Origin of the sequence: Embleya hyalina (genome assembly GCF_003967355.1) — a bacterium.
GTDB lineage: Bacteria > Actinomycetota > Actinomycetes > Streptomycetales > Streptomycetaceae > Embleya > Embleya hyalina.
The window spans coordinates 345,923-368,641 of sequence record NZ_BIFH01000014.1 but is presented as its reverse complement, the minus strand read 5'-3'; the positions used below and the strand labels follow the sequence as shown (position 1 = coordinate 368,641).

Genomic DNA, 22,719 nt, shown 5'->3' with positions numbered 1-22,719 from the left:
CGACCCCTCCCCGCCGACACCCCCGGTCGACCGGACCCGTCCCCGTCCCCCACCCCCCAGGAGCACGACCAACGTGAGACTCACCGTCACCACCGTGGACGCCGCGGACGGCCTGCGCCGCGACCATCTCCTGGACCTCCCGCCCGGGAGCATCGTGGCGGACCTCGCAACCGCCGTGCACCGCCCGGCCGCGCCCGCCGACGACGCCCCCGGGGCCGGCGCCGCCGACCTGGGCGCGTTCCTGGACGGCGAGGCGCCGGCGACCGGACGGTCGCTCTACCTCGGCGACGCCGTGCTCGACCCGCAGGCCCCGCTGACCGTCTCCGGGATCCGCGAGGCCACCGTCCTGGGCCTGGGCGCCCCGCCCGCCGAGCCCGACCGCGTGCACGCCCCCCGGCATCCCTTCGATCCGCAGACCCTGGTCCAGGTGCACGCGGTGTCCGGCCCGTACACCGGCCGGGTCTGGCCGCTGGGCCCGGGCAGCCACGAGATCGGCGCCGACGAGGGCTGTGCGATCCGGCTGCCGGTTCCCGGCGTACCGGCCCGGGGCCTGTGGGTGACGGTGTGCCCGGACGGCTCGGCGTACTGGCATCGCACCGGCCCCGACGACGGCGCGGTGCACGGCCGCGAGGTGGCGCCGCCACCCACCGACGCGATCACCGCCGCCGCGGCGCTGCCCCGCAAGCACGAGGAACGCATCCTGGAGGACGAGCGCGAGGCGGACCGCAAGGTCGAGCGGGAGAGCGCCCGGATCGCCCCGCCGAAGGAGCCGGTGATCCGCCCCCAGGCGCCGCCCGGCACCCCCTGGCCGCACGCGTCCGACCTGGTCGTCGGCCCGGCGCTGCTGCGCCTGCGCGGACCGGTCGAGGCGGACGCCGACGTGACGCCCTCCGACGACGGCATCGGCCTGGACTACAACCGGCCGCCCCGGATCGCCCCGCACCTGGACGCGGAGAAGATCCGGCTGCCCTCGCCGCCGCTGGAGCCGAACCGGGTGCCGTTCCCGCTGCTGGTGATGATCGCCCCGCTGGTGATGGGCCTGGCGATGGTCGGGTTCTTCCACTCGTACTTCTATCTGATCTTCTGCATCATGAGCCCGTTCATGGCGATCGCGAACTGGGTCTCCGGCCGCCGCAGCAATCGGGTCAAACACCAGCTCGACGGGGTCCAGTACCGGCGCCGGCTGCGCGTGTTGCACGACGACATCCGCACCGCCGTGCGCCGCGAGCGCATCGTCCGCGCCGAGGTCGGCCCCGACCCGGCCGCCGTCGCGCTGATCGCGACCGGACCGGGCAGCAGGCTGTGGGAGCGACGCCGCCGCGACGCCGACCACCTGGTCCTGCGGATCGGTACGGTCGACCAGCCGTCGGTCAAGGAGGTCGAGGACCCGGCCCGGGACGAGCATCACCGCACCGCGAGCTGGACGTTGCCCGACACACCCATCGGCGTCGAGATCCCCGACCACGGGGTGCTCGGCGTGGCCGGGGCGACCGAGCCGATCCAGGCGCTGGCCCGCTGGCTGGTGATCCAGTCCGCCGTCCTGCACAGCCCGCGCGACCTGCGCGTGGTGGTGCTGACCGATCCCGAGCGGGCCGGCGACTGGGCCTGGGTGCGGTGGTTGCCGCACCTGCGCCCGCAATCCCGCTCCGCCGCGCCGGTCGCCCTGCTCGGCACCGACCCGGAATCCACCGCCAACCGCATCTCCGAACTGGTCGCACAGATCCAGAGCCGACAGCGCAGCATGGGCTCGTCGATGGGCCAGGCCATGTTCAGCGGCCCCGACATCCTGGTGATCGCCGACGGCGCCCGGCAGTTGCGCGAGGTGCCCGGCATGGTCCAGGTGCTCACCGAGGGCCCGGCGGCCCGGGTGTTCAGCGTCTGTCTGGACGAACGCGAGCGGCTGCTGCCGGAGGAGTGCACCGCCGTCGTGCTGGCGGCCGGCCGCCACCTCACCGTGCGCCAGACCGGACTGCCCGACGTGACGGACGTACGCGCCGACCACGTGGACGCCGCGTGGTGCGAGCAACTGGCCCGGGCCCTGGCCCCGTTGCGCGACGTCAGCCCCGAACACGACAGCGGCCTGCCGCAGACCGTCAAGCTGCTCGACCTGGTCGACGCCGAACCGCCGAAGGCGGCCGACTTCCTGGCCCGTTGGGCCCGCCGCCCGGCCTCGACCACGTTCACCCTGGGTGCCGGCTACGACGGTCCGCTGCGCATCGACCTGGTGCGCGACGGTCCGCACGGCCTGATCGCGGGTACCACCGGGTCCGGCAAGTCCGAGTTGTTGCAGAGCTTCGTGTCCGCGCTCGCGGTGGCCAACCGCCCGGACGAGCTGACCTTCGTGCTGGTCGACTACAAGGGCGGCAGCGCGTTCAGCGAGTGCGCCGAACTCCCGCACACCCTCGGCATGGTCACCGACCTGGACGAGCATCTGGCCACCCGGGCGCTGGAGTCGCTGGCGGCGGAACTGCGGCGCCGCGAACAGCTGTTGGCCGACGTCGGCGCCAAGGACCACCCGGAGTACCGGGGCAAGCGCGCCGGCGACCCCACCCTGGCGCCGCTGCCCCGACTGATCCTGGTGATCGACGAGTTCGCCACCCTCGTCCGCGAGGTGCCCGACTTCGTCGCGGGGCTGATCAACATCGCCCAGCGCGGCCGTTCGCTCGGGATCCACCTGGTGCTGGCCACCCAGCGGCCGGCCGGCGTGGTCACCGGGGACATCCGCGCGAACACCAACCTGCGGATCGCCCTGCGGGTGACCGACGCGGGCGAGAGCCAGGACATCATCGACACCATGGAGGCCGTGCACATCTCGGCCGGCACGCCCGGCCGGGCGCTGATCCGCACCGGACCGAACGCCGCGGTGCCGTTCCAGGCCGCGTGGGTGGGCGCCGAGCGGCCCGTCCCCGGCGGCGCCGCCGAGAAGACCGGTCCGACCCGCGCGGTGCGCGCCACCGAACTGACCCTGGCCGGCCTGGGCCGGCCCGCGTCGCTGCCGACGATCGACGAGGGCCCGGACACCGCGGACACGCCCAACCCGACCGACCTCAACGCCCTGGTCCTGGCGCTGCGCGAGGCGGCCGAGACGCTGCCCGACTACCGCCCGCTGCCCAGCCCGTGGTTGCCGCCCCTGGCGGAGCGCGTACTGGTGGACGACCTGCCGCCGGTGGAGCGGGCCGACGTCGACGCGTCCGACTCCTGCCCGCCACCGATCCCCTACGCCCTGGAGGACGTTCCGCAACTCCAGGAGCAGCGGGTGACCACGATGGACCTGGCCACGTTCGGCCACCTGTACGTGATCGGCTCGCCGCGCTCGGGCCGCACCCAGGTGTTGCGCACCCTCGGGGGTTCCGCGGCGGCCACGGCGAGTTGCGCCGACGTGCACCTGTACGGGATCGACGCGGGCGGCGGCGGACTGGCCGCGCTGGAGACCCTGCCGCACTGCGGCGCGGTGGTCTCGCGGCACGACATGGAGCGGATGGGGCGGCTGCTGGGCTATCTGGTCCGCGAGTTGACCGAGCGTCAGGAACGGTGCAGTGCGCACAACGCCGCCGGTTTGGTGGAGTTGCGCCGGATCCTCCCGGCGGCCGAGCGGCCCGCGCACATCGTGATCCTGCTCGACGGCTGGGACTCCCTGGTCGCGCTGCTCGACGACCACGACGGCGGCCGGCTCGTGGACGACACGATGCGCCTGCTGCGCGAGGGCGCGGCGGCCGGCATCCACATCGTGGCGACGTCCGAACGGGCGCTGCTGAGCGGGCGGTTGTCCGCGCACAACGACCACAAACTGTTGTTGCGCCAGGCGGATCGCAGCGACTACCAGATGGCCGGCATGCCGATCCGCAAGGTGCCGGCGGTGATCTCACCCGGTCGCGGCTGGCACGTGTTGTCCCAGACGGAGAGTCAGGTCGCGCTGCTCGCGCCCGATCCGAGCGGACAGGAGCAGGCCGAGGCGCTGCGCCGGATCGGCACGGCGGCGGCCCGGCGCGATGCCTCGGTGCCGCGCGAGCGTATGCCGGTGCCGATCCCGACGCTGCCTCGCGTGGTCGAGTTCGCGGCCGCGTACGAGCGGGTGCCGGCCGAGTCGCGCCGCCCGATGTGGGGCCTGCTCGGCATCGGTGGCGACCGTGCGGAGCCGATCGGGGCGGACTTCGCCGCCAGGTCGGTGTTCTGCGTGATCGGGCCCGCCGGGACCGGGCGCAGCACCACGCTCGCGTCCTTGTCGGTGTCGTTGCTCGCGGGCGGCACCTCGCTGGTGGTGCTCACCCCGCGCGAGTCGCCGCTGCGCGGGCTGGCACAACACCCCCAGGTGCGGCTGCTGACCGAGGAGGATCCCGCCGCCGAGGCCGTCGAGCGGGCCCTGGAGGAGTTGTCCGGTCCGCGCGTGGTGGTCGTGGACGACGCCGAACTGCTCGGGATGCCCGCCGCCGACCGGGTGCTGCGCGACCTGGCGATCGCGGGCCGCGACCGGGGGCAGGGGCTGCTGTACGCGGGGTCCTACGACGCCCTTCAGGTGGCGATGGGCAGTTGGCTCACCGCGGCCCGACGCGGCAGTCGCAGCGGCGTCCTGCTCGCGCCGAAGAACATGCAGGAGGGCGACATGATCGGCGTACGACTGCCGACGAACGTGGTGCGCTCGGCGCCGCCCGTACCCGGGCGGGCGTGGACCGCGGGGCCGGGCGGCGCGCCGATGGCGGTGCAGGTGCCGCTGACGGTGTTGCGATCGGCCGAGTAGCCGGACGAACCCCCGCGTCGGGCACACGAGTTCGGGCCGCTTCCCGCCGAGGGAAGCGGCCCGAACGGGTTCGGCGCCGGCTCAGCTCTTCTTCAGGTTCTTCGCCATCTCCACGTCCATCTCGTGCATCTGGGTGCGAATCTTGGCGAACATCTCGGAGAAGATCAGGATGCCGTCGACGGCGGCGGTCAGGCTGGTGTTGAACTTCGAGTAGGCCTCGCGCATGGCCGGGCTCGACTCCTTGAAGACCATGCCGTTGTCCAGCAGCCCGTTCACGTCGGAGAGCAGCGTGTTGATCATCGGCGTGATGGTCTCCTTCGCCTTGGTCAACTTGCCGGCGACCTCGTCGATGCGGCCGAAGTCGAGTGCGATATCGGGCATGGTTCCTCCAGGGAAGATCGGCTCGTCGTGGGGGTACGACGAACGGGGACTACGGGGAGCTACAGGGGCTGCCGGGCGATGGGGGTGTACGACGGCGGCTCAGTCGCGGCGCGGGATGCGCCCGCCGCCACCACCGCCGCCACCGCCCGGCGGGACGGGCTTCTCCGGCGGCTTGGGTGTGGTGTCCACCCATTCGTGCTTGCCGTCGGCGCGCGCGTAGGTGTGCGTCTTTCCTTCGGAGTCGACCACCTTCTGCGTGCCGCCCCCGTTGGCGTTCAGGTGCGTCTCGGTGGTGGTCACGCCACCGTCCGGCGCGGTGGACACGGTGGTGTAGTTCAGCCGACTCGAGTCGTAGGTGGTGACCGAGGTGTAGGTCTGGCCGTTGCTGACGACCTTGGTCTCCTCCTTGATCACGTTGCCGTCCGCGTCCAGGGTCAGGTGGGTCTCGATCCGGCCGCCGTTGGGCGTGGTGATCACCTTGTCCAGCGGCGGTTTGTCGCCGGGGTCGGTGGCCTTGCAGAACTCCGGGAGTGTGCCGTCGGGTCCGGGTTTGGCGCACTCGTCCAGGTGGTCCTGCTTGTACTTCCAGGCGGCGACCTTGTTGCGCCACTCCGCCAGGCCCATCGTGGCGCCCATCACGCCCAGGCCCTCGGTGATCTGCGCGTCGGCGTTGAAGTAGGCGTCGCCGACCTTGCCGAAGCAGTCGCCGAGCTTCTTCAGCAGGTCCTCGGCGCGGGTCATCGGGCCCGCGGACAGCCGGTACAGGCTGCGGAACGCGGTGGTCAGCGTCGGGTCGCCGAACACCGCCTGGGCGTCGGTGTAGCCGCCCTTGCCCAGGGTCGCGAAGTCGCTCGACTTGAGCGTGGGCGAGATGCGGTCGGCCAGGTCGTACATGTCCTTCTTGGCCTCGGCCAGCGTGCTGTAGTCCAGCGCGAAGTCGACCACGTCCGCTCCCGTCGGGCATCGCGGATCCCTCGGCCGGATCCGTCGCCGTGACCACGCCCGGGCCCACCGGACGGTTCATCGCGGCCGCGACACGTCGTCGGATGAACCGTCCGGTGGGCCCGGGCGTGGTCACGGCGAGGTCCGGCGAGCACGGCGAGGAGACGACGGGTCATGGGCAATCGCCCCACCGACTGGAACGCGATCGGCCTGAGCACCGATCCCACCCCGGGCGACCCCGTTCGGCTGCGCACACTGATCACCTCGATGGAGAGCCTGGGCAAGGTCGCCCGCGAGATCGACGACGCGTTGAACTCGGTCCTGGACAAGACGGGCAATGGCGCGTTCGTCGGGCAGACCGCCGACGCGCTGCGGGAGAAGATCAGCGGCCCGCTCCGCGAGTTCGTGACCAGCATCGCGGACGCGTTCGAGCACTCGGCCAAGGCGCTGCACACGTACGTGGACGTAATGGAGGCCCAGCAGCGGGTCGCCGACACGGCGTTGGCGAACGGCCGGGACCTGCCCCTGGAGGATCCGCAGCGCGCCACGTACGGCACGACCGCGCGCAACGCGGGCGGCACCCAGCGCACCCAGGCCGAGACCGCCGCGAAGGTGCTCAACAGCGCGGCGACCGGGATCAAGCAGCCGGTGTCGAACTGCGACCTGTTCTGGGAGGCGTTCAACTGGCTGGCGATCATCCTGATCCTGCCCGCGCTGCTCCTCGGCGGTCCGCTGGCGCTGCTCGCGATCGGGATCAACCTGGTCCTGTTCGTCAAGACCGCGGTGGACGTCGCCAACGGCAAGGCCGGGTTGCTCGACCTGTTCCTGGCGGGTCTGGGCATGATCGCGCCGACCACCAAGGGCCTGAACCTGTTCAAACTGTTCAAGGACGGCGCGAAGTTCCTCTGGACCAAGGGCATCAAGCCCTTCGCCCAGGGCGCGTGGGGCGCGCTCAAGGGCGCCTTCAACGCGGGGGCGTTCCGCTCGTTCGCGTTCATCCCGGGCCTGAAGGACTTCGCCCGGCTCGCGGGCGGCTGGGTCAAGTCGGGTGCCCTGTGGCTGGGCGGGGCCGCGCTGAAACTGCCGTCGTGGGTCGGCGGCACGCTGCTCAAGGGCGGCCTCCTGGTGATCAAGGGCTTCAAGGCGATACCGGCCCTTTTCCGCGCCATCCCGAACATGGTCAAGGGCGCGGCCGGCAGCACCTGGAAGTTCCTCAAGTCCGAACTCGGCGGCACCAAGTGGCTGCGGCTGATCCTGCCGGTGGACGCGGCCGAGATCAGCCGGTTCGGGCTCAAGCGCGCGTTGCAGATCGGCTTCTACGAGCGTGGTGTGCTCGGCAAGTTCCGCTACGCCTCGCCGCTGCTCGGCGCGGGCGGGCGCGGCCTGAGCCAGATCCCGACGACGCCGCACCTGGGCGCGCTGCCCGAGATGCCGGTGGGCGACCTGGCCCGGATCCGGGCCGGCGACTGGTCCGGGTTCGGCGCGAACGAGTTGCGGATGAAGGCCCTGGACCTGCCGACGACGAACCTGACCGTCACCTCCCCCGCCGGCCTGCACATCCCCACCACCCTCGGCGAGGTGATGCAGTTCGCGCCGGACGCGGTGCGCCGCATGGACGCGCTCCTGGACATCGGCGCGCGCGACATGAAGATGGTGCAGATCGGCGACTGGGCCAAACTGCCGACGCCGGCGGGCAGTGGCCGGATGGAGCTCAACGCGGTCCACTCGATCGGGCAGCTCTCGCCGACCACCGGCGCGGCCGGCGCGGTACACGCGCTGCCCACCCCGTCCACGCTTTCGAGCGTCACGCACACCCCGTCGCTGTCCTCGCTGTCCGCGCTCGACCTGGTCCGGACCGGGGCCGGCCACCCGCCGAGCGTGCCGTCCCTGGTCACCGCCAACACCCCGGGCGCCGGCGCCGGTATCGCGCACCTGCCCGCCCCGACCGGCCACGTGACCGCGCCGAGCCTGCCCGCGGCCGGCCTGAACCACGGCCTGCCGGCGCCGAGCCTGCCCGCGCCGAACGTGGCCGGCCACGGCCTGTCCGGCCCGGGTCTGCCCGGCCACGGCGCCCCCGCCCCGCACGTGGAGCTCCAGTCGACCGGGTTCGGTTCGACGGCGAACCTGTCCGCGCCGAGCCCGACGGCGCTCGCGGGCGGCCCGCCGCCGACGGCCCTGGTCCCGGACCACGCCGGGAACGCGCTCGACCTGCTCGACCACGGCCCGAAAACGATGCCGCGTCCGGACGGGCCCGCGCATGCCGGCGCGCTGCCGACCGCCCCGCCGCCGCACGGCCCGGGCGGCGGCGGCGAGTTGCGGCCCGGCACGCCGACCGGGAACCAGGTCGCCGTCGCGCCGACCCCGCCGCCCGTGGGCCACCTGGCCGGCCCGCCCAACCGGCTCACCGGCGCGCAGTTGGAACAGCTGTGGCAGCGCGACGCGGACCGGATCGGCGCGCTGTTCGGCAAAGCCGACGACCCGCTGCGGGCCAACCGGATCGAGGCCTGGCGCGACCTCACCTCGGCGCGCAACGAACTCGGCCGGGCCCAGCAGGTGTTGCACGACCTGGAGGTCCGCCCCGGCGGCTCGTCCACGCCGTCCGTGTACGAGCGCGACGCCAAGATCGCGGTGCAGACCGCCTCGGCGAAGGTGGAGACCGCGACCACGCGGCTGGACTCGCTGGGCGTGGATCCGGCCCGGATCGACAAGGGCATGGCCCAGATCCAGGCGCAGAGCCTGCTGGAGCGCCCGCGGCTGGTCGGCGGCACCCACGACCTCGGCGGTGGCAACACGCTGCCGACGACGTCGGTCGCCGGGACCGTCCCGCCGCCGAACCCGAACCTCACCGCGCACGTCGGCGCCGGTTCGACCAACCTCGACGGCGCGACCGTGCGCACACCGGTGCGCGACGGCTATCGCGTCACCGACCCCGCGACCGGCCACTCCGTCCGGTACGGCGACGACGGCCGCCTCCTCGACGAGAGCCTGGCGCTGCACTCGCCGGGTGAGCCCCGGTTCGTCGTGGACGACGGCGGCGGTCGGCCGTTCCTCACCGATGCGAACGGGGACCCGGTCCTCGGCTTCGACGTCACCGTGGTGCGCGGCGGCTACCGGGTCACCGACACCACCGGCGGGCAGACGGTCCGCTACCGCACCAACGGGGCCGTCGCCGAGCAGGGCATCGCCCTGGGCGGGACCGGCGCGCCCCGCTTCGTGGTGCACGGCAACGACGCCCGGCCGCCGATACTGACCAACGCGCACGGCAAGCCGATCACCGACAGCGTCTTCACCCCGTTCGAAAACGGCTACCGGGTGACCGATCCCGCCACCGGCGGCTCGGTGCGATACGGCACGGACGGCCGCGTCGTCGAACACGGCGTCGCGCTCCGCGGTCTCGACGAGCCGCACTTCGTCGTCCGCGGCGAGCGGGGCCCGGTATTGACCGACCTGCACGGCACCCGCATCGACGACGTGCACGTCACTCCGACCGACGGCGGCGGCTACCGCGTCACCGAACCCACCAGCGGACAGACCACCCGCTACCGAGGCGACGGCACCATCGCCGAAAGCGGCCTCGCGCTCCACGGCGCCGGCGACACGCACATCGTCGTCCCCGGCGAACACGGCCCCACACTCACCGACCTCCACGGCAACGCCATCGACGGCGTACACGTCACCCCGACCACCAACGGCGGCTACCGCGTCACCGAACCCACCAGCGGACAAACCACCCGCTACCGAGGCGACGGCACCATCGCCGAAAGCGGCCTCGTACTCACCGGATTCTCCGGCGACCCGCACTTCGTGCTGTTCCGCGAAGGCCGACCCTCGGTCCTCACCGACGTGCACGGCAAGCCGATCACCGACCGCAGGCTGACCGAGTTCGACAACGGCTACCACATCACCGACCCGGCCACCGGCCGCTCCGTGCGCTACGACGCCAACGGCGTCGCCATCGAGCGCGGATTCGGCCTGACCGAACTCGGCGAGCCGCACTTCATCGTCGACCGCGGCGCCGGCCCCGTGCTCACCGACGTACGCGGCACCCCCGTCGCCGGCGTCGAGGTCACCCCGCTCGGCGCCGGCGGCTACCGGGTCACCGAGACGGCCGGCGGCCACAGCACCCGCTACGCCGCGAACGGCTGGGTCGGCGAACACGGCATCGCCCTCGGCGGCAGCGCCGAGCCCCGCTTCGTGGTCGGCGAGGGCACCAACCGCCACGTCACCGACATGCTCGGCACCCCGGTGCCGCACCACACCGCCACGGTCACCGATCAGGGCTTCCGGGTCGTCGACACCCGCACGAACGTGTCCACCCTGCACGGTGCCGACGGCGCCCTGATCGAACGCGGCATCGCCGTCGGCGGCCCCGGCGAGGCCCGCTTCGTGGTCGGCGAGGGCGCCGACCGGGTGCTCACCGACGCCAACGGCGCCCGCGTGACCGACCGCGCCGTCACCGTCGTCGACAACGGCTACCGCGTCACCGATCCGGCCACCGGCCACTCGTTCCGCCACGACACCGTCACGAACACCTTCGAGCACGGCACCAGGCTGGGTCGCACCGGCCAGGGCCCGTTCGCGGTCGGCGACACCCTCACCGACCTGCACGGCAACCCGCTTCCGGCGGAGCAGCGGCTCACCCGGCTCACCGCCGCCGACGGCACGCACACCGGCTACCGGATCGACGTCGTGCACCCGAACACCCCGCGCCACGGCGAGTTCCACGAGTTCGGCACGAACGGCACGGTCACCCGCGAGGCCTTCAACGTGCTGGACGACGGTCGGATGACCGGGCACCAGTACGTCGTCGACCACAGCACCCCGACACCGACCTGGCGTCAGGACTTCCACCCCGACTCCCCCGGCGACCCGTTCACCCACAACGAGTTCCAGCACGGCACGGTGGACACGAGCGGCGCGGCCAACGGCGGGCTGCGGCTGAAGTCGAGCTCGCCCGACCGGGTGGTGATCTTCGAGCGCCGGATGTTGCCGGGCGGAACCACCCTCGACGCGTTCCGGCGTACCGACCTCAGCGGCTTCGGCACCTTCAGCCACCGCACCAAGTGGATCGAGTGGGGCGCCGACGGCACGCCCCTCGGCCAGGGTTCGCGCAAGTTCGACACATCCGGTTTCGGCTACACCGACGTCGACGGACACTTCGTCACGGTGCGCGAATTCCGGGACACCATCCAGAAGTTCGACGGTCGGGCCGGTCACACCCTCGGCGTCAAGGGCACCGACGGCTGGACCTGGCACCGCTTCGACGGCGCCGGCAACGAGTTGGCGAGCGGTCCGCGCACCACGCACTGGGACGGCGGCTGGAGCGACCGACACGGCCCGGGCGCGGGCAACCACGCGGGCGAACTGGTCCAGAAGCAGTGGGGGGAACTGCACCGGACCGACCACGCCCGGCACTACCTCGAACACCCGCTGGGCGCCGACGGTTTCCGCAAGGCGTCCTGGGACGAGTTGTCGCCGCAGGGCAAGGAGGCCGGGAAACACGTGGTGGAGGCGGACGGTTCGACGTTCACCACGACCCGGGTCTCCGAACAGCGCCCGCCGAGTTGGGCCCGCAAGTGGCTGGCCGACAACCGGACGGACCCGGCCGGCAACCACGCCTTCCTCGCCTCCGACACCCGCTACCAGGTGTTCACCTGGGAGAAGTCGGTCGTCGGCGCGGACGGCAACCTGGTCCCGCACGGCAACGGCACACGCTTCGTCGGCGACGACGGCAGTTCCTTCGACATCCTCGCCGACGGCACCTTCGCCCGCTCACAGACCAAGTTGGCCGACGGTACGACCCTCAAGGCCGGCGACACGGTACGGCCGCACGCGAACGCCCCCGCCGGAACGACCCCGTGGAGCAAGGGCGACGTCACCGGCTACCGCCTGGACACCCCCGGCGGGCCCGGCGGGCGGAACTGGCAGGACTTCCGGCCGGTGACGAACGCGGACGGCGTCGTCACCCATTGGGAGATGGTTCGCGAGGGCTTCGAGAACGGCAACATCCGGCACTACGCCACGCCGGATTCGCCCACGCACGGAACCCCGGGCGCGGCGACGCCGGCCCCCGAGGCCCCGGTCGCGCCCAACCCGCGCGGCAACTGGGTCGAATACGACGCCCACGGCTACGTGGCCGGCCGGCGGGACACCTGGCAGCTCGCCGACAACCGGTCGGTCACCATCGTCGCGCACGGCTCGTCGACCGCGAAGACCTGGCAGTGGGAACGGCTCGATGCCGCCGGGCAGGTGCGGGAGTCCGGCAAACGGGTGTTGTTCCGCAGCTCGGACGACCCCAAGCTGCCGTTCGACGACTCGTTCCGGGACTTCGACGCGCACAACAACCTGGTCCGCGAACGACGCATGCTCGACGACGGCCGCTACGTCGACGCGTGGCAGGCGCCCGGCACCGATACCTGGACCTGGCGGAAGTTCGACCGGGCGGGCGCGATCATGCCCCAGCCGGGCACGGGCACCCACGAGCGGGTGTGGTGGAACCCGAAGGCGGCCGAGGGCGCCGGCGGCTGGCAGGCGACCCCGCTCGACGGCCGGAACCTGCTCTTCCGCGACCGGTTCGTGCCCACCACGGGCGAGACGCTGGTGATCCGCGAGACCCCGCCGCACATCACCGACGCTCCGGCGCGGGTACGCGAGTACGGGCCGGGCGGCGCCACGTCGCCGAACACCGCCACCTGGAAGGAGTTCGACCACGGCGCCGCCGTGCGCACCCGATCGGCCCTGCCCGACGGGCAGTTCCTGGAACGGGACGCGTGGCGCGGCCAGTGGCGGCGCTACGACGGAGACGGCAACCTGCTGGCCCGGCGTACCGACGGCGGCGCGGTGATCACCACCGACTCGCTGGGCAGGTGGCGCGTGGTCGGCAGCGAGTACGACTTCCGCGGCCAGGTGACCGAGGTGCGCGGCTGGGTGCGGCGCGTCCGCGAGGGTCAGCGCATGCCCTGGAAGGGCGACATGACCGGGATCGACGTGACGCGGTTCCGCACCGCGTTGACGGGAATCCCGGGAGTCCTGCCGACCGGCTCGATCCACCTGGCCGAAGCCGCCTACCAGAGCGGGGGGTCGGTCCTGGGCAAGAAGCTCGCGCTGGAGTTCGCCCAGGAGTTCGCCATCGAGTTCACCGCGAACATCATCGTCGCCGACATCAACGCCAGGGCGCAGGGCAAGAGCCTGACCGAGACCGACTGGCAGAAGGCGGCGCTGAACGCGGCCGTCGGCGGCGTGATCAAGGGCGGCGTGGGCGCCTTCGTGCACGAGAACAAGTGGGACGGCTTCCGCAAGCTCGGCGACTTCAAGAGCGGCTACGGCAACATCGACGGCGGCAAGCACTGGAACCGCCGGCCGGGCAACCACGACAAGACGTGGGCCAACGAGTGGGCGGGCAACGAGACCGCAGTGCGCTGGCGCAGCGGCACCTACGACTTCGGCTACAGCGCCGGCGTCGGCATGCTGGCCGGGTTGGTCAACGGCAGCATCAACGCGAGCGTGTTCGGCGTGAAGGGCGCCGACGGCCTCACCCACAAGGTCTTCGGCTGGGAGGCGCTGGGCGACGGCGGGATCGCCTCGTTGTCCGGCGTGGTCAGCACGGGCAGTGTCTCCCTTGCCCGGATCGGCTTCCTCAACGCCGCGGGCGGTCGGTTCTTCCACCGCCAGGGCGTCAGCGAGTTCCTGCTCAACATCGGTTTCAAGATCGGCGAGAAGATGTTCAACGGGTGGTTGCTGCCCAAGGTGCGCGCGGGGATCGACCCGGCCTGGTACCAGCAGAAGGATGCGTAGCGAAGGTGCGTAGCGCACAGATGTCGAGCGTCGAGCGGCACACCGGCGGCGCCGGCGCGCCGCCCGTCCGGGTGGCCGCCAAGGGCCGGGGCGCGCACCGCCGGATCGCGGACGCGGTACGGGCCGCCGCGCCGGGCGCGACCGTCCTGATCGAGGCCGGCCACTACACCGAATCCCTGGTGCTGGCCCGGTCGGTGACGCTGCGTCCGGAACCGGGCGGGGGCGAGGTGGTGCTGACCGCGAGCGCGGAGGGGCCGGCGATCACGGTCGACGCGGCGGACTGCGCGGTGCACGGGCTGACCGTGCAGGGCGCGGGCGGGGACGCGCCGGCGGTCAGCGTGGGTCCGGGCGCGGGCCTGATCGTGGCCGACTGCGCGGTCCGGGGCGGCCGGATCGAGGTGCGCGGCGGGCCCGATCGGGACGAACCCGACGGCGCCGACCCGGACTTGGACGCACCGCCGACCGCCGGCGGCACCACGTCGGCGCTGCTGCTCACCGGCACGCGCGTGACCGGCGCGCGGCTCGCGGGACTGCACGTGTCCGGCGACGCGCGGGCCCGGGTGGAGGACGTCGAGGTGGGCACGATCGAGGGCACCGGGATCGTGGTCTCCGGCAGCGCCCGGGTCGGCATCGCCCGGCTGCGCCTGGACGCCACCTCCGGCTCCGGGATCCGGCTGCGCGGCCGGGCCGTATTGCGCCTGGTCGACTCGGTGTTGCACGGTTGCGGGCGGGTGGGCCTGCTCCTGGAGGACGCCTCCTCGGCCGCCGCGAGCGAGAGCCGGGTCAGCGCGCCGGGCGCGGCCGGGATCCGGCTGGGCGGCAGCGCGCGGGCCGAACTGACCGACTGTCGGATCCTGGACGCCGCCGCGGCCGGCATCGTGCTCGACGGCAACGCGCGGGTGCTCGCACAGGGCTGCGCGGTGCGCCGCTCGGCGACGAACGGGGTGCTGCTCACCGAGGCCGCGGCGGCCGAGTTGACCGACTGCCGCATCCTCGACTCCGGTTTCGGCTCGGTCCACGCGGCCGGTACCGCCGTTCTCAGGCTGGCCGACTGCCGGGTGGCGGGCACCCCCGAACACGGCGTGCACACCGCGGACACCGCCCGGGTCGAGCTGACCGACTGCACGGTCTCCGCCGCCGCGATGAGCGGGATCGCGATCACCGGCCGCTCCTCGGCCGCGCTCTCCGGCTGCCTGGTCGCGGACACCACGACCGGGATCGGCATCGCGTCGCCCACCGGGTCGCGGGTGTCGGGATGTACGGTGCGCGCCGCCGGGCGCACCGGGATCGAGGTCACCGGCGAGGGCGTCGCCGAGTTGACCGGCAACCGGGTCACCGGCGCGGGTGCGGCGGGCATCGTCTTCGACGCGGGCTCGCGGGCCGAGTTGGCGGGCGGCTCGATCGAGGACTGCACCGGGTCGGGCCTGGTGGTGTGGACCGGCGCCCGGCCGACGGTGCACGGCGTGCGGATCGAACGCCCGGGAAAGAACGGGCTGTTCGTGGCCGAGCAGGCCGGCGGCACCTACACCGGCTGCGATGTGATCGGCGCGGGCTACGCCGCGCTGCACGTGGGCGGCGGCGCGGATCCGCTGTTCCGGCGTTGTCGGCTGCGCGACTGTACGGACGACCTGAGCACGGACCCGGAGGCCGCGCCGGTGTTCGACGACTGCGATCCGGCGCTCGGCGGCGTGGTGCCGGGCGCGCGACCGGCCCCCGCGGCGACCGTGGGCGTCGGGCCGGACCCGGCCGCCGCGCCGCCGGTGCCGGATCGGCCGGAGGTGGTCGAGGAGAAGCTGACCGACCTGCTGGCCGAACTCGGCGAACTGGTCGGCCTGGACGGGGTCAAGCGCGACGTCGCGTCGATGGCCAAGCTGATGCAGACGGTCCGGCTGCGGGTCGAGGCCGGGCTGCCGGCGCCGCCGCTGAGCCGGCACCTGGTCTTCGCGGGCAACCCGGGCACCGGCAAGACCACGGTGGCCCGGCTGTACGGCCGCCTGCTCAAGGCGCTGGGCCTGCTCGGCCACGGGCACCTGGTCGAGGTCGACCGCAGCGCGCTGGTCGGCGAATACGTGGGTCACACCGGGCCCAAGACCGCCGCCGCGTTCAACCGGGCGATCGGCGGGGTGTTGTTCATCGACGAGGCGTACTCGCTCTCCCCGCTCGCGGGCGGCAACGACTTCGGCTCCGAGGCGATCGCCACGCTGGTGAAGCTGATGGAGGATCACCGGGACGACGTGGTGGTGATCGCGGCGGGCTATCCCGACGACATGGACCGCTTCGTGTCCTCCAACCCGGGCCTGGCGTCGCGGTTCACCCGCACGCTGCTCTTCGAGGACTACGACGCCGAGCAGTTGGTGGCCATCGTCGAGCACCAGGCCGAGCGGCACCGCTACGAACTCACCCCCGCCGCGCGCACCGCACTGCTCGCGCTGTTCGCCGGCATGTCCCGGGGCGGCGGCTTCGGCAACGGGCGTTCGGCCCGCCAGGCGTTCCAGGAGATGACGGAGCGCCAGGCCGGCCGGGTCGCCGAACTCGAACACCCGGACGCGGCCCAGCTGATCGCGTTGGAGGTCGCGGATCTGCCGACGTCGTTGGCCTCGTGACGCCGCGCCGCACCGGCGCGGGGTTCAGCGCGGGTACATCTTGAGCACCTTGCCGTCCAGGTCGGCCCGCAGATAGCCGGAGCCGTAGTCGTCGCCGACATATACCTTCAGCGACGGCACCCGGTCGACCAGGCCGAGGTCCACGATCACGTAGCGGGTCTTCGGCGTGGTGATGCCGAGTTCCTTGTCCGCCTTGGCGAACAGGGCGGGCAAGGCGTCCCAGTTGACCTTGGTGAGGTCGATCGTCTTCTCGTCGTCACCCGTTCGGCCGAAACCGGTGTCCTTCGTGGTCTTCCCGTCGCGATAGGAATAACGGTCCTGCAGGCGGGCATTGCCGGGCACCGGTGCGTCGACCGAGGCGAAGCTGTCGTGGATGCTCATCGACTTGACCTTCGTGCCGCCGATGACCGGCTTCATCGACTCGATCACGCCGCGGATCCCGGCCGGCGTCATCAGGTTCTCCTTGTCCGCGGCGGGCTTGGACGCCGACCGGGTCGGCGACGGTCGCTCGGCCGGCTCCGTCGGCTCGTCGTCCGGCGAACTCCCCCGCGCATCGGGTGTCATGGTCGGTCGCGTCGCCGTCGGCTTGGCCCCGGCCCCGGCCGAGTCCGACCCCGAGTCGCGGAGTTGGGACGCCAGGAGCACCGCGACCAGCGTGCCGACCAGGGCGGTGGCGACCACCGAGCCACCGACGATCCGGTTGCGCCGGGCCCGCTGCCGGGCCGCCGACTCGGGCGTCGCCGGGGTGAACGCCGAGCCGTACGGCGAGCCCGCTCCGGGCGTCCCGGCCGCCGCCGACCCGACCGGAACCTCGTCCGAGGAGTCCGCCGAAGCCCCCTGCCACGAGCCGGAGTTCGATCCCCCGCCGACCCGATCCGCGCCCGCCCAGGCGGGCCCGACCCGATCCGCCCCCGTCCAGGCGGGCCCGGACCGCGAACCCGTGTCGGCCCCGAACGCGGCATCGAGACCGGAACGGGACCCGGAGTCCCACCCCGGGTCGACCGCCCGACCACCGCCGAGATCGCCCGGCTGCCAGGCCAGGGCGTCCGCCACCGGCAGCGCCGAGGTCGTGTGTTGCGACGAGGGCCGCGCGCCCGGCTCGCCCGCGGCCGCCGCGAGCAGCGCGTCCAACCGCGCCGCGTCCGGCCGAGCCGCCGGGTCCCGAACCAGCAGCGCTTCCAATACCGGTCGCAACGCCCCCGCGCGGCCCGGCGCCGGCACCGTCTCGGTCAGCACCGCGGCGAGTGTGGCCAGGCTGGTCGCCCGGCGCAGCGGGTGCTCCCCCTCCACCGCCACGTACAACATCATCCCGAGCGACCACAGGTCCGACGCGGCGTTGTCCTCCTCGCCGCGGATGCGCTCCGGCGCGATGTATTCGGGTGAGCCGATCAGGTCCCCGGTCGCGGTCAGGCTGGTCGACTCGCGCAGCGCGGCGATGCCGAAGTCGGTCAGGACCGGGCTGCCGTCGGCGCGCAGCAGCACATTGCCGGGCTTCACGTCGCGGTGGTGGATCCCGGCCGCGTGCGCGGCGCTCAGCGCGGACAGTACGCCCCGACCGATCGCGGCGGCCTCGGCCGGGGCGATCGGCCCGTTGGCCAGCCGGTCGTGCAGGGATCCGCCGGGGACCAGTTCCATCACCAGCCACGGGTGTGGAACCTCGGCCGCGTCCACGATGTGATGGATCGTCACCACGTGGGGGTGGTTCAGCCGGGCCAGCGACCTCGCCTCGCGCAACACCCGTTCGCGCAACATCCGGGCGGCGGTCGGATCGTCCTCGAGGAGAGCCGGGTCGGGCGGCCGGACCTCCTTGAGCGCGACCTCGCGTTCCAGGGCCAGGTCGCGCGCCCGCCAGACCAAGCCCATGCCGCCACCACCGAGCCGCTCCAGCAACTCGAAGCGGCCGTCGATCACGCGTCTGCCAGGTATGCCCGGGGTCATGCGGCACACCCTACAAATCAGGACTCCCACAACAGGCACCGCCGGCCGCATCGTGGGCAGATCCCTCGCCGAGGCGGCCGACGCACGCCGCCGGGGCGGCGTACACCGACGTGGTGTCGGCGGTACGCCGCCCCGGGGCGGGACCGGCGGCGGAGGTGGTCCGCGCGGTCATCGCGGGTCGTTGTCGAACTTCGCCGTCGCCCAGAGGTAGCCGAGCACGGTCAGCCCCAGGCACCAGGCGATGGCCAACCATCCGTTCCGCTGTCCGATCTCGGTGCCGAGCAGCAGACCGCGCAGCGTCTCGATGGCGGGAGTGAACGGCTGGTATTCGGCGATCGGCCGGAACCAGCCCGGCATCGCGTCGACCGGGACGAAGGCGCTGGAGATCAGCGGCAGGAAGATCAGCGGCAGCGCGTTGTTGCTCGCGGCCTCGACGCTCGGGCTGATCAGACCCATGCCGACGGCGATCCAGGTGAGCGCCAGGGAGAACAGCGCGAGCAGCCCGAACGCGGCGATCCACTCCGGGACGGTGGCGTCGGTGGACCGGAAGCCGATGGCCACGGCGATGACGCCGACGAAGGCCACGCTCAGGATCGACTGCAACACGCTGCCGATGACGTGCCCGACGAGCACCGAGCCGCGGTGGATGGCCATGGTGCGGAAGCGGGCGATGATGCCCTCGTTCATGTCGTTGGCGACCGAGACGGCGGTGCCGATCGTGGTGCTGCCGACGGTCATCAGCAGCAGTCCCGGGACGAGGTACGCGATGTAGTCCGAGCGGTCCGCACCGCCGCCGCCGATGCCCGCGCTCATCGTGTCGCCGAAGACGTAGACGAAGAGCAGCAGCAGCATGACCGGCGTGAGCAGCAGGTTCAGGGTCAGGGACGGGTAGCGCCGCGCGTGCAGAAGGTTGCGGCGCAACATCGTGGACGAATCGCGGACGGCGAGGGTGAACGAGCTCATCGCGCGGTCTCCTTGGGCTGGTCGGGGATGCCGGTGCCGCCGGTGAGGGCGAAGAACACGTCGTCCAGGTCGGGGGTGTGCACGGTCAGCTCGTCCGCCTCGATGGCCGCGGCGTGCAACCGGTCGAGGATGGCGCGCAGTTCGCGCTGGCTGCCCCCGCTGGGGATCTGCAGCGACAACGACTCCTCGTCCGGGGTGACCTCGCGCAGCGCGGCGACGGCGGCCCGGTAGGCGGCCGGGTCGGTGAAGCGCAGCCGGACGTGGCCGCCCGGGACGAGCCGCTTGAGCTCCTCCGCGGTGCCCTCGGCGGCGATCTTCCCGTCGTCGAGCACGGCGATGCGGTCGGCGAGTTCGTCGGCCTCGTCCAGGTACTGCGTGGTGAGGAAGACGGTGACGCCGTCGGAGACGAGTTCGCGGATGATCCCCCACATGTTGTGCCTGCTGCGCGGGTCGAGGCCGGTGGTCGGCTCGTCGAGGAAGATGATCCGCGGATCGCCGACCAGCGTCATGGCGATGTCGAGGCGGCGTTTCATGCCGCCGGAGTAGGTGGAGGCGGGCTTCTTCGCGGCGTCGGTGAGGTCGAAGCGCTCCAGCAACTCGGCGGCCGTGCGCCGCCCGTCCCGCCGGGACAGGTGGTTCAGGTCGGCCATGAGCCACATGTTCTCCTCGCCGGTGATCAGGCCGTCCACGGCGGAGAACTGCCCGGTGACACCGATGGCGGCGCGCACCGCCTGTGGGTTCGCGGCCGGGTCGTGACCGCCGACCCACAGCTCGCCGGCGTCCGCGGTGACGAGGGTGGAGAGGATCTTCACGGCGGTGGTCTTGCCGGCCCCGTTCGGGCCGAGCAGGGAGAAGACCGTGCCGGCGGCGACGGTCAGGTCGATGCCGTCGAGGACGACCTTGTCGCCGTACGACTTGCGCAGCCCGTTCGCCGCGATGGCCGGGATCGTCATGATGGTCGCTGCTCCTCAGAGGCTGCGGGCGTCGATGTTGCCGTGGTCGGTGGTCGCGCGGATGTGCAGCTCGGCGACGCCGGTGTTCCCGAGCGCGTTGTCGATCCGCCCGTAGGAGGTGCCGGCGTCCAGCGCGGCGGAGACGCCTCGGGCGGCGCCGACCGACACGTCGCCCATCAGGGTGCGGAGGACGACCGTGCCGCGCGCCGCCTCGTGGATCCGGATGTCGCCCTTTTGGGTGCTGATCTCCGCGGAGCCGGCCAGGCGGCCGACCGAGACGTCGCCGGCGAGGGCGGTGAGGCGGACGCTCGCGACCTCGTCGAGCTTGATCGCGCCGTTCGCGCCGTCGAAGACGACGTCGCCGAACCGCCCGACGGCCCGGAACTCGGCGGCGACGGCCTTGCCTTCGATCCGGGAGCCCGCGGGCAGCCGAACGGTCACCTCGACGGACCCGGAGGCGCCGACGAGCGGGGCCTTCGCCTTCGGGGCCGCGATCCGCAACACGCCGTCGTCGTATTCGACCGTGATCCGCCGCGCCGCCTCCACGTCGCGGCCCTTGGCGGGGTTGACGGGCCGAACCTCGACCGTGGTGTCGGTGCGATCGGCGGCGATGACCTGTACCCGCCCGGCGGGGATGTGCAGGACGGCGGATATCGGTCCGGGGGTGTCGAACGTCTGCATCGTGCTCTCCTGTTGCGCTTGTCGTTTCTGACTTGGGAAACGCTACGTTGCGTTTGTGGATCCCGCAACGTCCATGTTGCATAAGGATCATATAAGCCCAGCTCAGAGCCCATTATTCGTTGCAACAGATTCGATTTCAATGCAACGAAGACTCCATGATCGTTGCATTGACCGAAGAGTGAACGCTATGCTTGCGCGATCAAGGAAGCGTGGAGGGAGATCGTGATGCCGGGAGGCAGACTCACCCAGGAGGAACGGCGGCAGATCGCACTGGGGGTGGCCGACGGCCTCGCCTACGCGGAGATCGCCAGACGTCTCGACCGGCCCACCTCGACCGTCACGCGTGAGGTGACGCGCAACGGCGGGCCCACCGGCTACCGCGCCGACCTGGCCCACCGCGCCACCGAGCGCCGCGCCCACCGGCGCCGGCAGGCCGCGCCCCGGGACGCGCAGGCACCGGCGGACACGCCCGGGCGCGACGAGGCGGCGGTGCGCGAATACGAGGAGACGTTCACCACCCTCCTCATGGAGCAGGGCCTGCCCAAGATGATGTCCCGGGTATTGACCTGCCTGTTCGTCACCGACGCGGGCAGCCTCACCGCGGCCGAACTCGGCCGGCGCCTCCGGGTCAGCCCGGCGTCGGTGTCCAAGGCGATCGCGTTCCTGGAGGTCCAGGGCCTCATCCGCCGGGAGCGGGACGAACGCCGCCGCGAGCACTACAGCGTCGACAACGACGTCTGGTTCCAGGCGATGGTCGCCACCGCCCGAGCCAACGCGCGACTGGCCGAGACGGCACGGCAGGGCGTCGGCATCCTCGGCCCCGACACGCCGGCCGCCGTCCGCCTCGAAAACGTCGCCCGCTTCGTCGACTTCGTCGGCGAGAGCATCACCCGCGCCGCCGAGCAGGCCCGCGAGATCCTCTACATAAACACCGAGGCAACCCCCACCCCACCGACCGAACCGGGCACGGATCGCGGTCCGTCCGCCGAGCGCCGGGCGCGGTGACCGCTCAGTCCCGCCGTGCCGCCACCACGTCGAGCAATCGACCGATCCGGTTGCTGATGATCATGTCCACACCCATGTCCAACAGCCTGCGCATCACCCGGGGCGAGTCCACCGTCCAGGCGCTCACGCCGTATCCGTCCGCATGGCAGCGGGCCACCGACTCCGCGTCGTACGCCCGCCAGCGCAGGTTGATGTACTCCGGCCGGAGCGTCCGCAGCACGTCCTCGCCCGGCACCCCCGCGAACGACTCGCCGCTGAGTCCGATGTGCGCCTCGGGCGCGTGCTCGCGGACCATGCCCATCGCGACCGGTCCACCGACGTAGAGGATCTGTTCGTTCAGCCCGTGCCGGGCGACCGCCTCGGTCGCGGGACCGGCCAGTTCGATCTCGCCGAAGTCGACCATCAACCCACCGGGGCCGCCCTTGATCAGGTCCAACGCCTCGTCGAAGCTCGGCACCCGATACCTCCCGCGCCGGCCGATCTCCCGGACCTCGGCCAGGGTCAACTCGCGCACCCGCGCGTTGCGCCACCACAACCGGCGCAGCGTCGCGTCGTGCAGCAGTACGAGGTGTCCGTCCCGGGTCACCTCCAGGTCGATCTCGACCAGGTCGGCCCCGCGGTCCAGCGCGCTCGACAGCGACGGCAGGGTGTTCTCCCGGTAGCGCCGGGGATCGCCTCGGTGGGCCACGGCCAGGGTCACGACAAACCTCTCGATCGGGGACCG

11 protein-coding genes are annotated in these 22,719 nt (G+C 72.5%); 4 read left to right on the top strand and 7 right to left on the bottom strand.

What is annotated here, in order from left to right:
* The first annotated feature begins 73 nt into the window (after positions 1-73).
* Complete coding sequence (locus EMA17_RS05970) at positions 74-4,735, top strand: FtsK/SpoIIIE domain-containing protein (RefSeq protein WP_126635845.1); 4,662 nt, start codon at positions 74-76, stop codon at positions 4,733-4,735.
* Between the two features lie 81 nt (positions 4,736-4,816).
* Here EMA17_RS05970 and EMA17_RS05965 read toward each other — a convergent pair whose 3' ends face one another.
* Together EMA17_RS05965 and EMA17_RS05960 are read right to left on the bottom strand one after the other, a co-directional pair.
* Positions 4,817-5,116 (bottom strand): hypothetical protein, encoded by a 300-nt coding sequence (locus EMA17_RS05965; protein ID WP_078978201.1) that lies wholly within the window; start codon positions 5,114-5,116, stop codon positions 4,817-4,819.
* A gap of 99 nt (positions 5,117-5,215) precedes the next feature.
* The gene (locus tag EMA17_RS05960) at positions 5,216-6,061 is read right to left on the bottom strand and encodes a hypothetical protein (protein WP_126635844.1); all 846 of its coding nucleotides are present in this window, start codon (positions 6,059-6,061) and stop codon (positions 5,216-5,218) included.
* Positions 6,062-6,232: 171 nt separating this feature from the next.
* On the opposite strand from EMA17_RS05960, the gene EMA17_RS05955 reads away from it, so the two are divergent.
* Positions 6,233-13,852, top strand: a complete 7,620-nt coding sequence (locus tag EMA17_RS05955; RefSeq protein ID WP_126635843.1) for an RHS repeat domain-containing protein — start codon at positions 6,233-6,235, stop codon at positions 13,850-13,852.
* Positions 13,853-13,872: 20 nt separating this feature from the next.
* Positions 13,873-16,455: a right-handed parallel beta-helix repeat-containing protein gene (locus tag EMA17_RS05950; RefSeq protein ID WP_126636113.1), complete on the top strand. Its 2,583-nt coding sequence runs from the start codon at positions 13,873-13,875 to the stop codon at positions 16,453-16,455.
* 24 nt (positions 16,456-16,479) lie between these two features.
* Here the strand turns inward: EMA17_RS05950 and EMA17_RS05945 are convergent, their stop codons facing one another.
* The 4 genes from EMA17_RS05945 to EMA17_RS05930 all read right to left on the bottom strand — a co-directional run bounded on the left by EMA17_RS05945 (position 16,480) and on the right by EMA17_RS05930 (position 20,990).
* The gene (locus tag EMA17_RS05945; protein WP_246126472.1) at positions 16,480-18,393 is read right to left on the bottom strand and encodes a serine/threonine-protein kinase; all 1,914 of its coding nucleotides are present in this window, start codon (positions 18,391-18,393) and stop codon (positions 16,480-16,482) included.
* A 168-nt stretch (positions 18,394-18,561) separates the two neighbouring features.
* The gene (locus EMA17_RS05940) at positions 18,562-19,356 is read right to left on the bottom strand and encodes an ABC transporter permease (RefSeq protein ID WP_126635842.1); all 795 of its coding nucleotides are present in this window, start codon (positions 19,354-19,356) and stop codon (positions 18,562-18,564) included.
* Positions 19,353-20,309 carry an ATP-binding cassette domain-containing protein gene (locus tag EMA17_RS05935; protein WP_126635841.1) on the bottom strand — a complete coding sequence of 319 codons (957 nt, stop codon included), beginning with the start codon at positions 20,307-20,309 and terminating at the stop codon, positions 19,353-19,355. Before EMA17_RS05935 ends, EMA17_RS05940 begins: the two co-directional genes overlap by 4 nt.
* Before the next feature lie 15 nt (positions 20,310-20,324).
* Complete coding sequence (locus EMA17_RS05930) at positions 20,325-20,990, bottom strand: DUF4097 family beta strand repeat-containing protein (RefSeq protein WP_126635840.1); 666 nt, start codon at positions 20,988-20,990, stop codon at positions 20,325-20,327.
* 225 nt (positions 20,991-21,215) lie between these two features.
* Between EMA17_RS05930 and EMA17_RS05925 the strand changes: the two genes are divergently transcribed.
* Positions 21,216-21,995: a helix-turn-helix domain-containing protein gene (locus tag EMA17_RS05925; RefSeq protein WP_126635839.1), complete on the top strand. Its 780-nt coding sequence runs from the start codon at positions 21,216-21,218 to the stop codon at positions 21,993-21,995.
* A gap of 4 nt (positions 21,996-21,999) precedes the next feature.
* On the opposite strand, the gene EMA17_RS05920 is transcribed toward EMA17_RS05925, so the two are convergent.
* Positions 22,000-22,695 carry a glycerophosphodiester phosphodiesterase gene (locus tag EMA17_RS05920; protein ID WP_246126471.1) on the bottom strand — a complete coding sequence of 232 codons (696 nt, stop codon included), beginning with the start codon at positions 22,693-22,695 and terminating at the stop codon, positions 22,000-22,002.
* Positions 22,696-22,719: the final 24 nt, after the last annotated feature.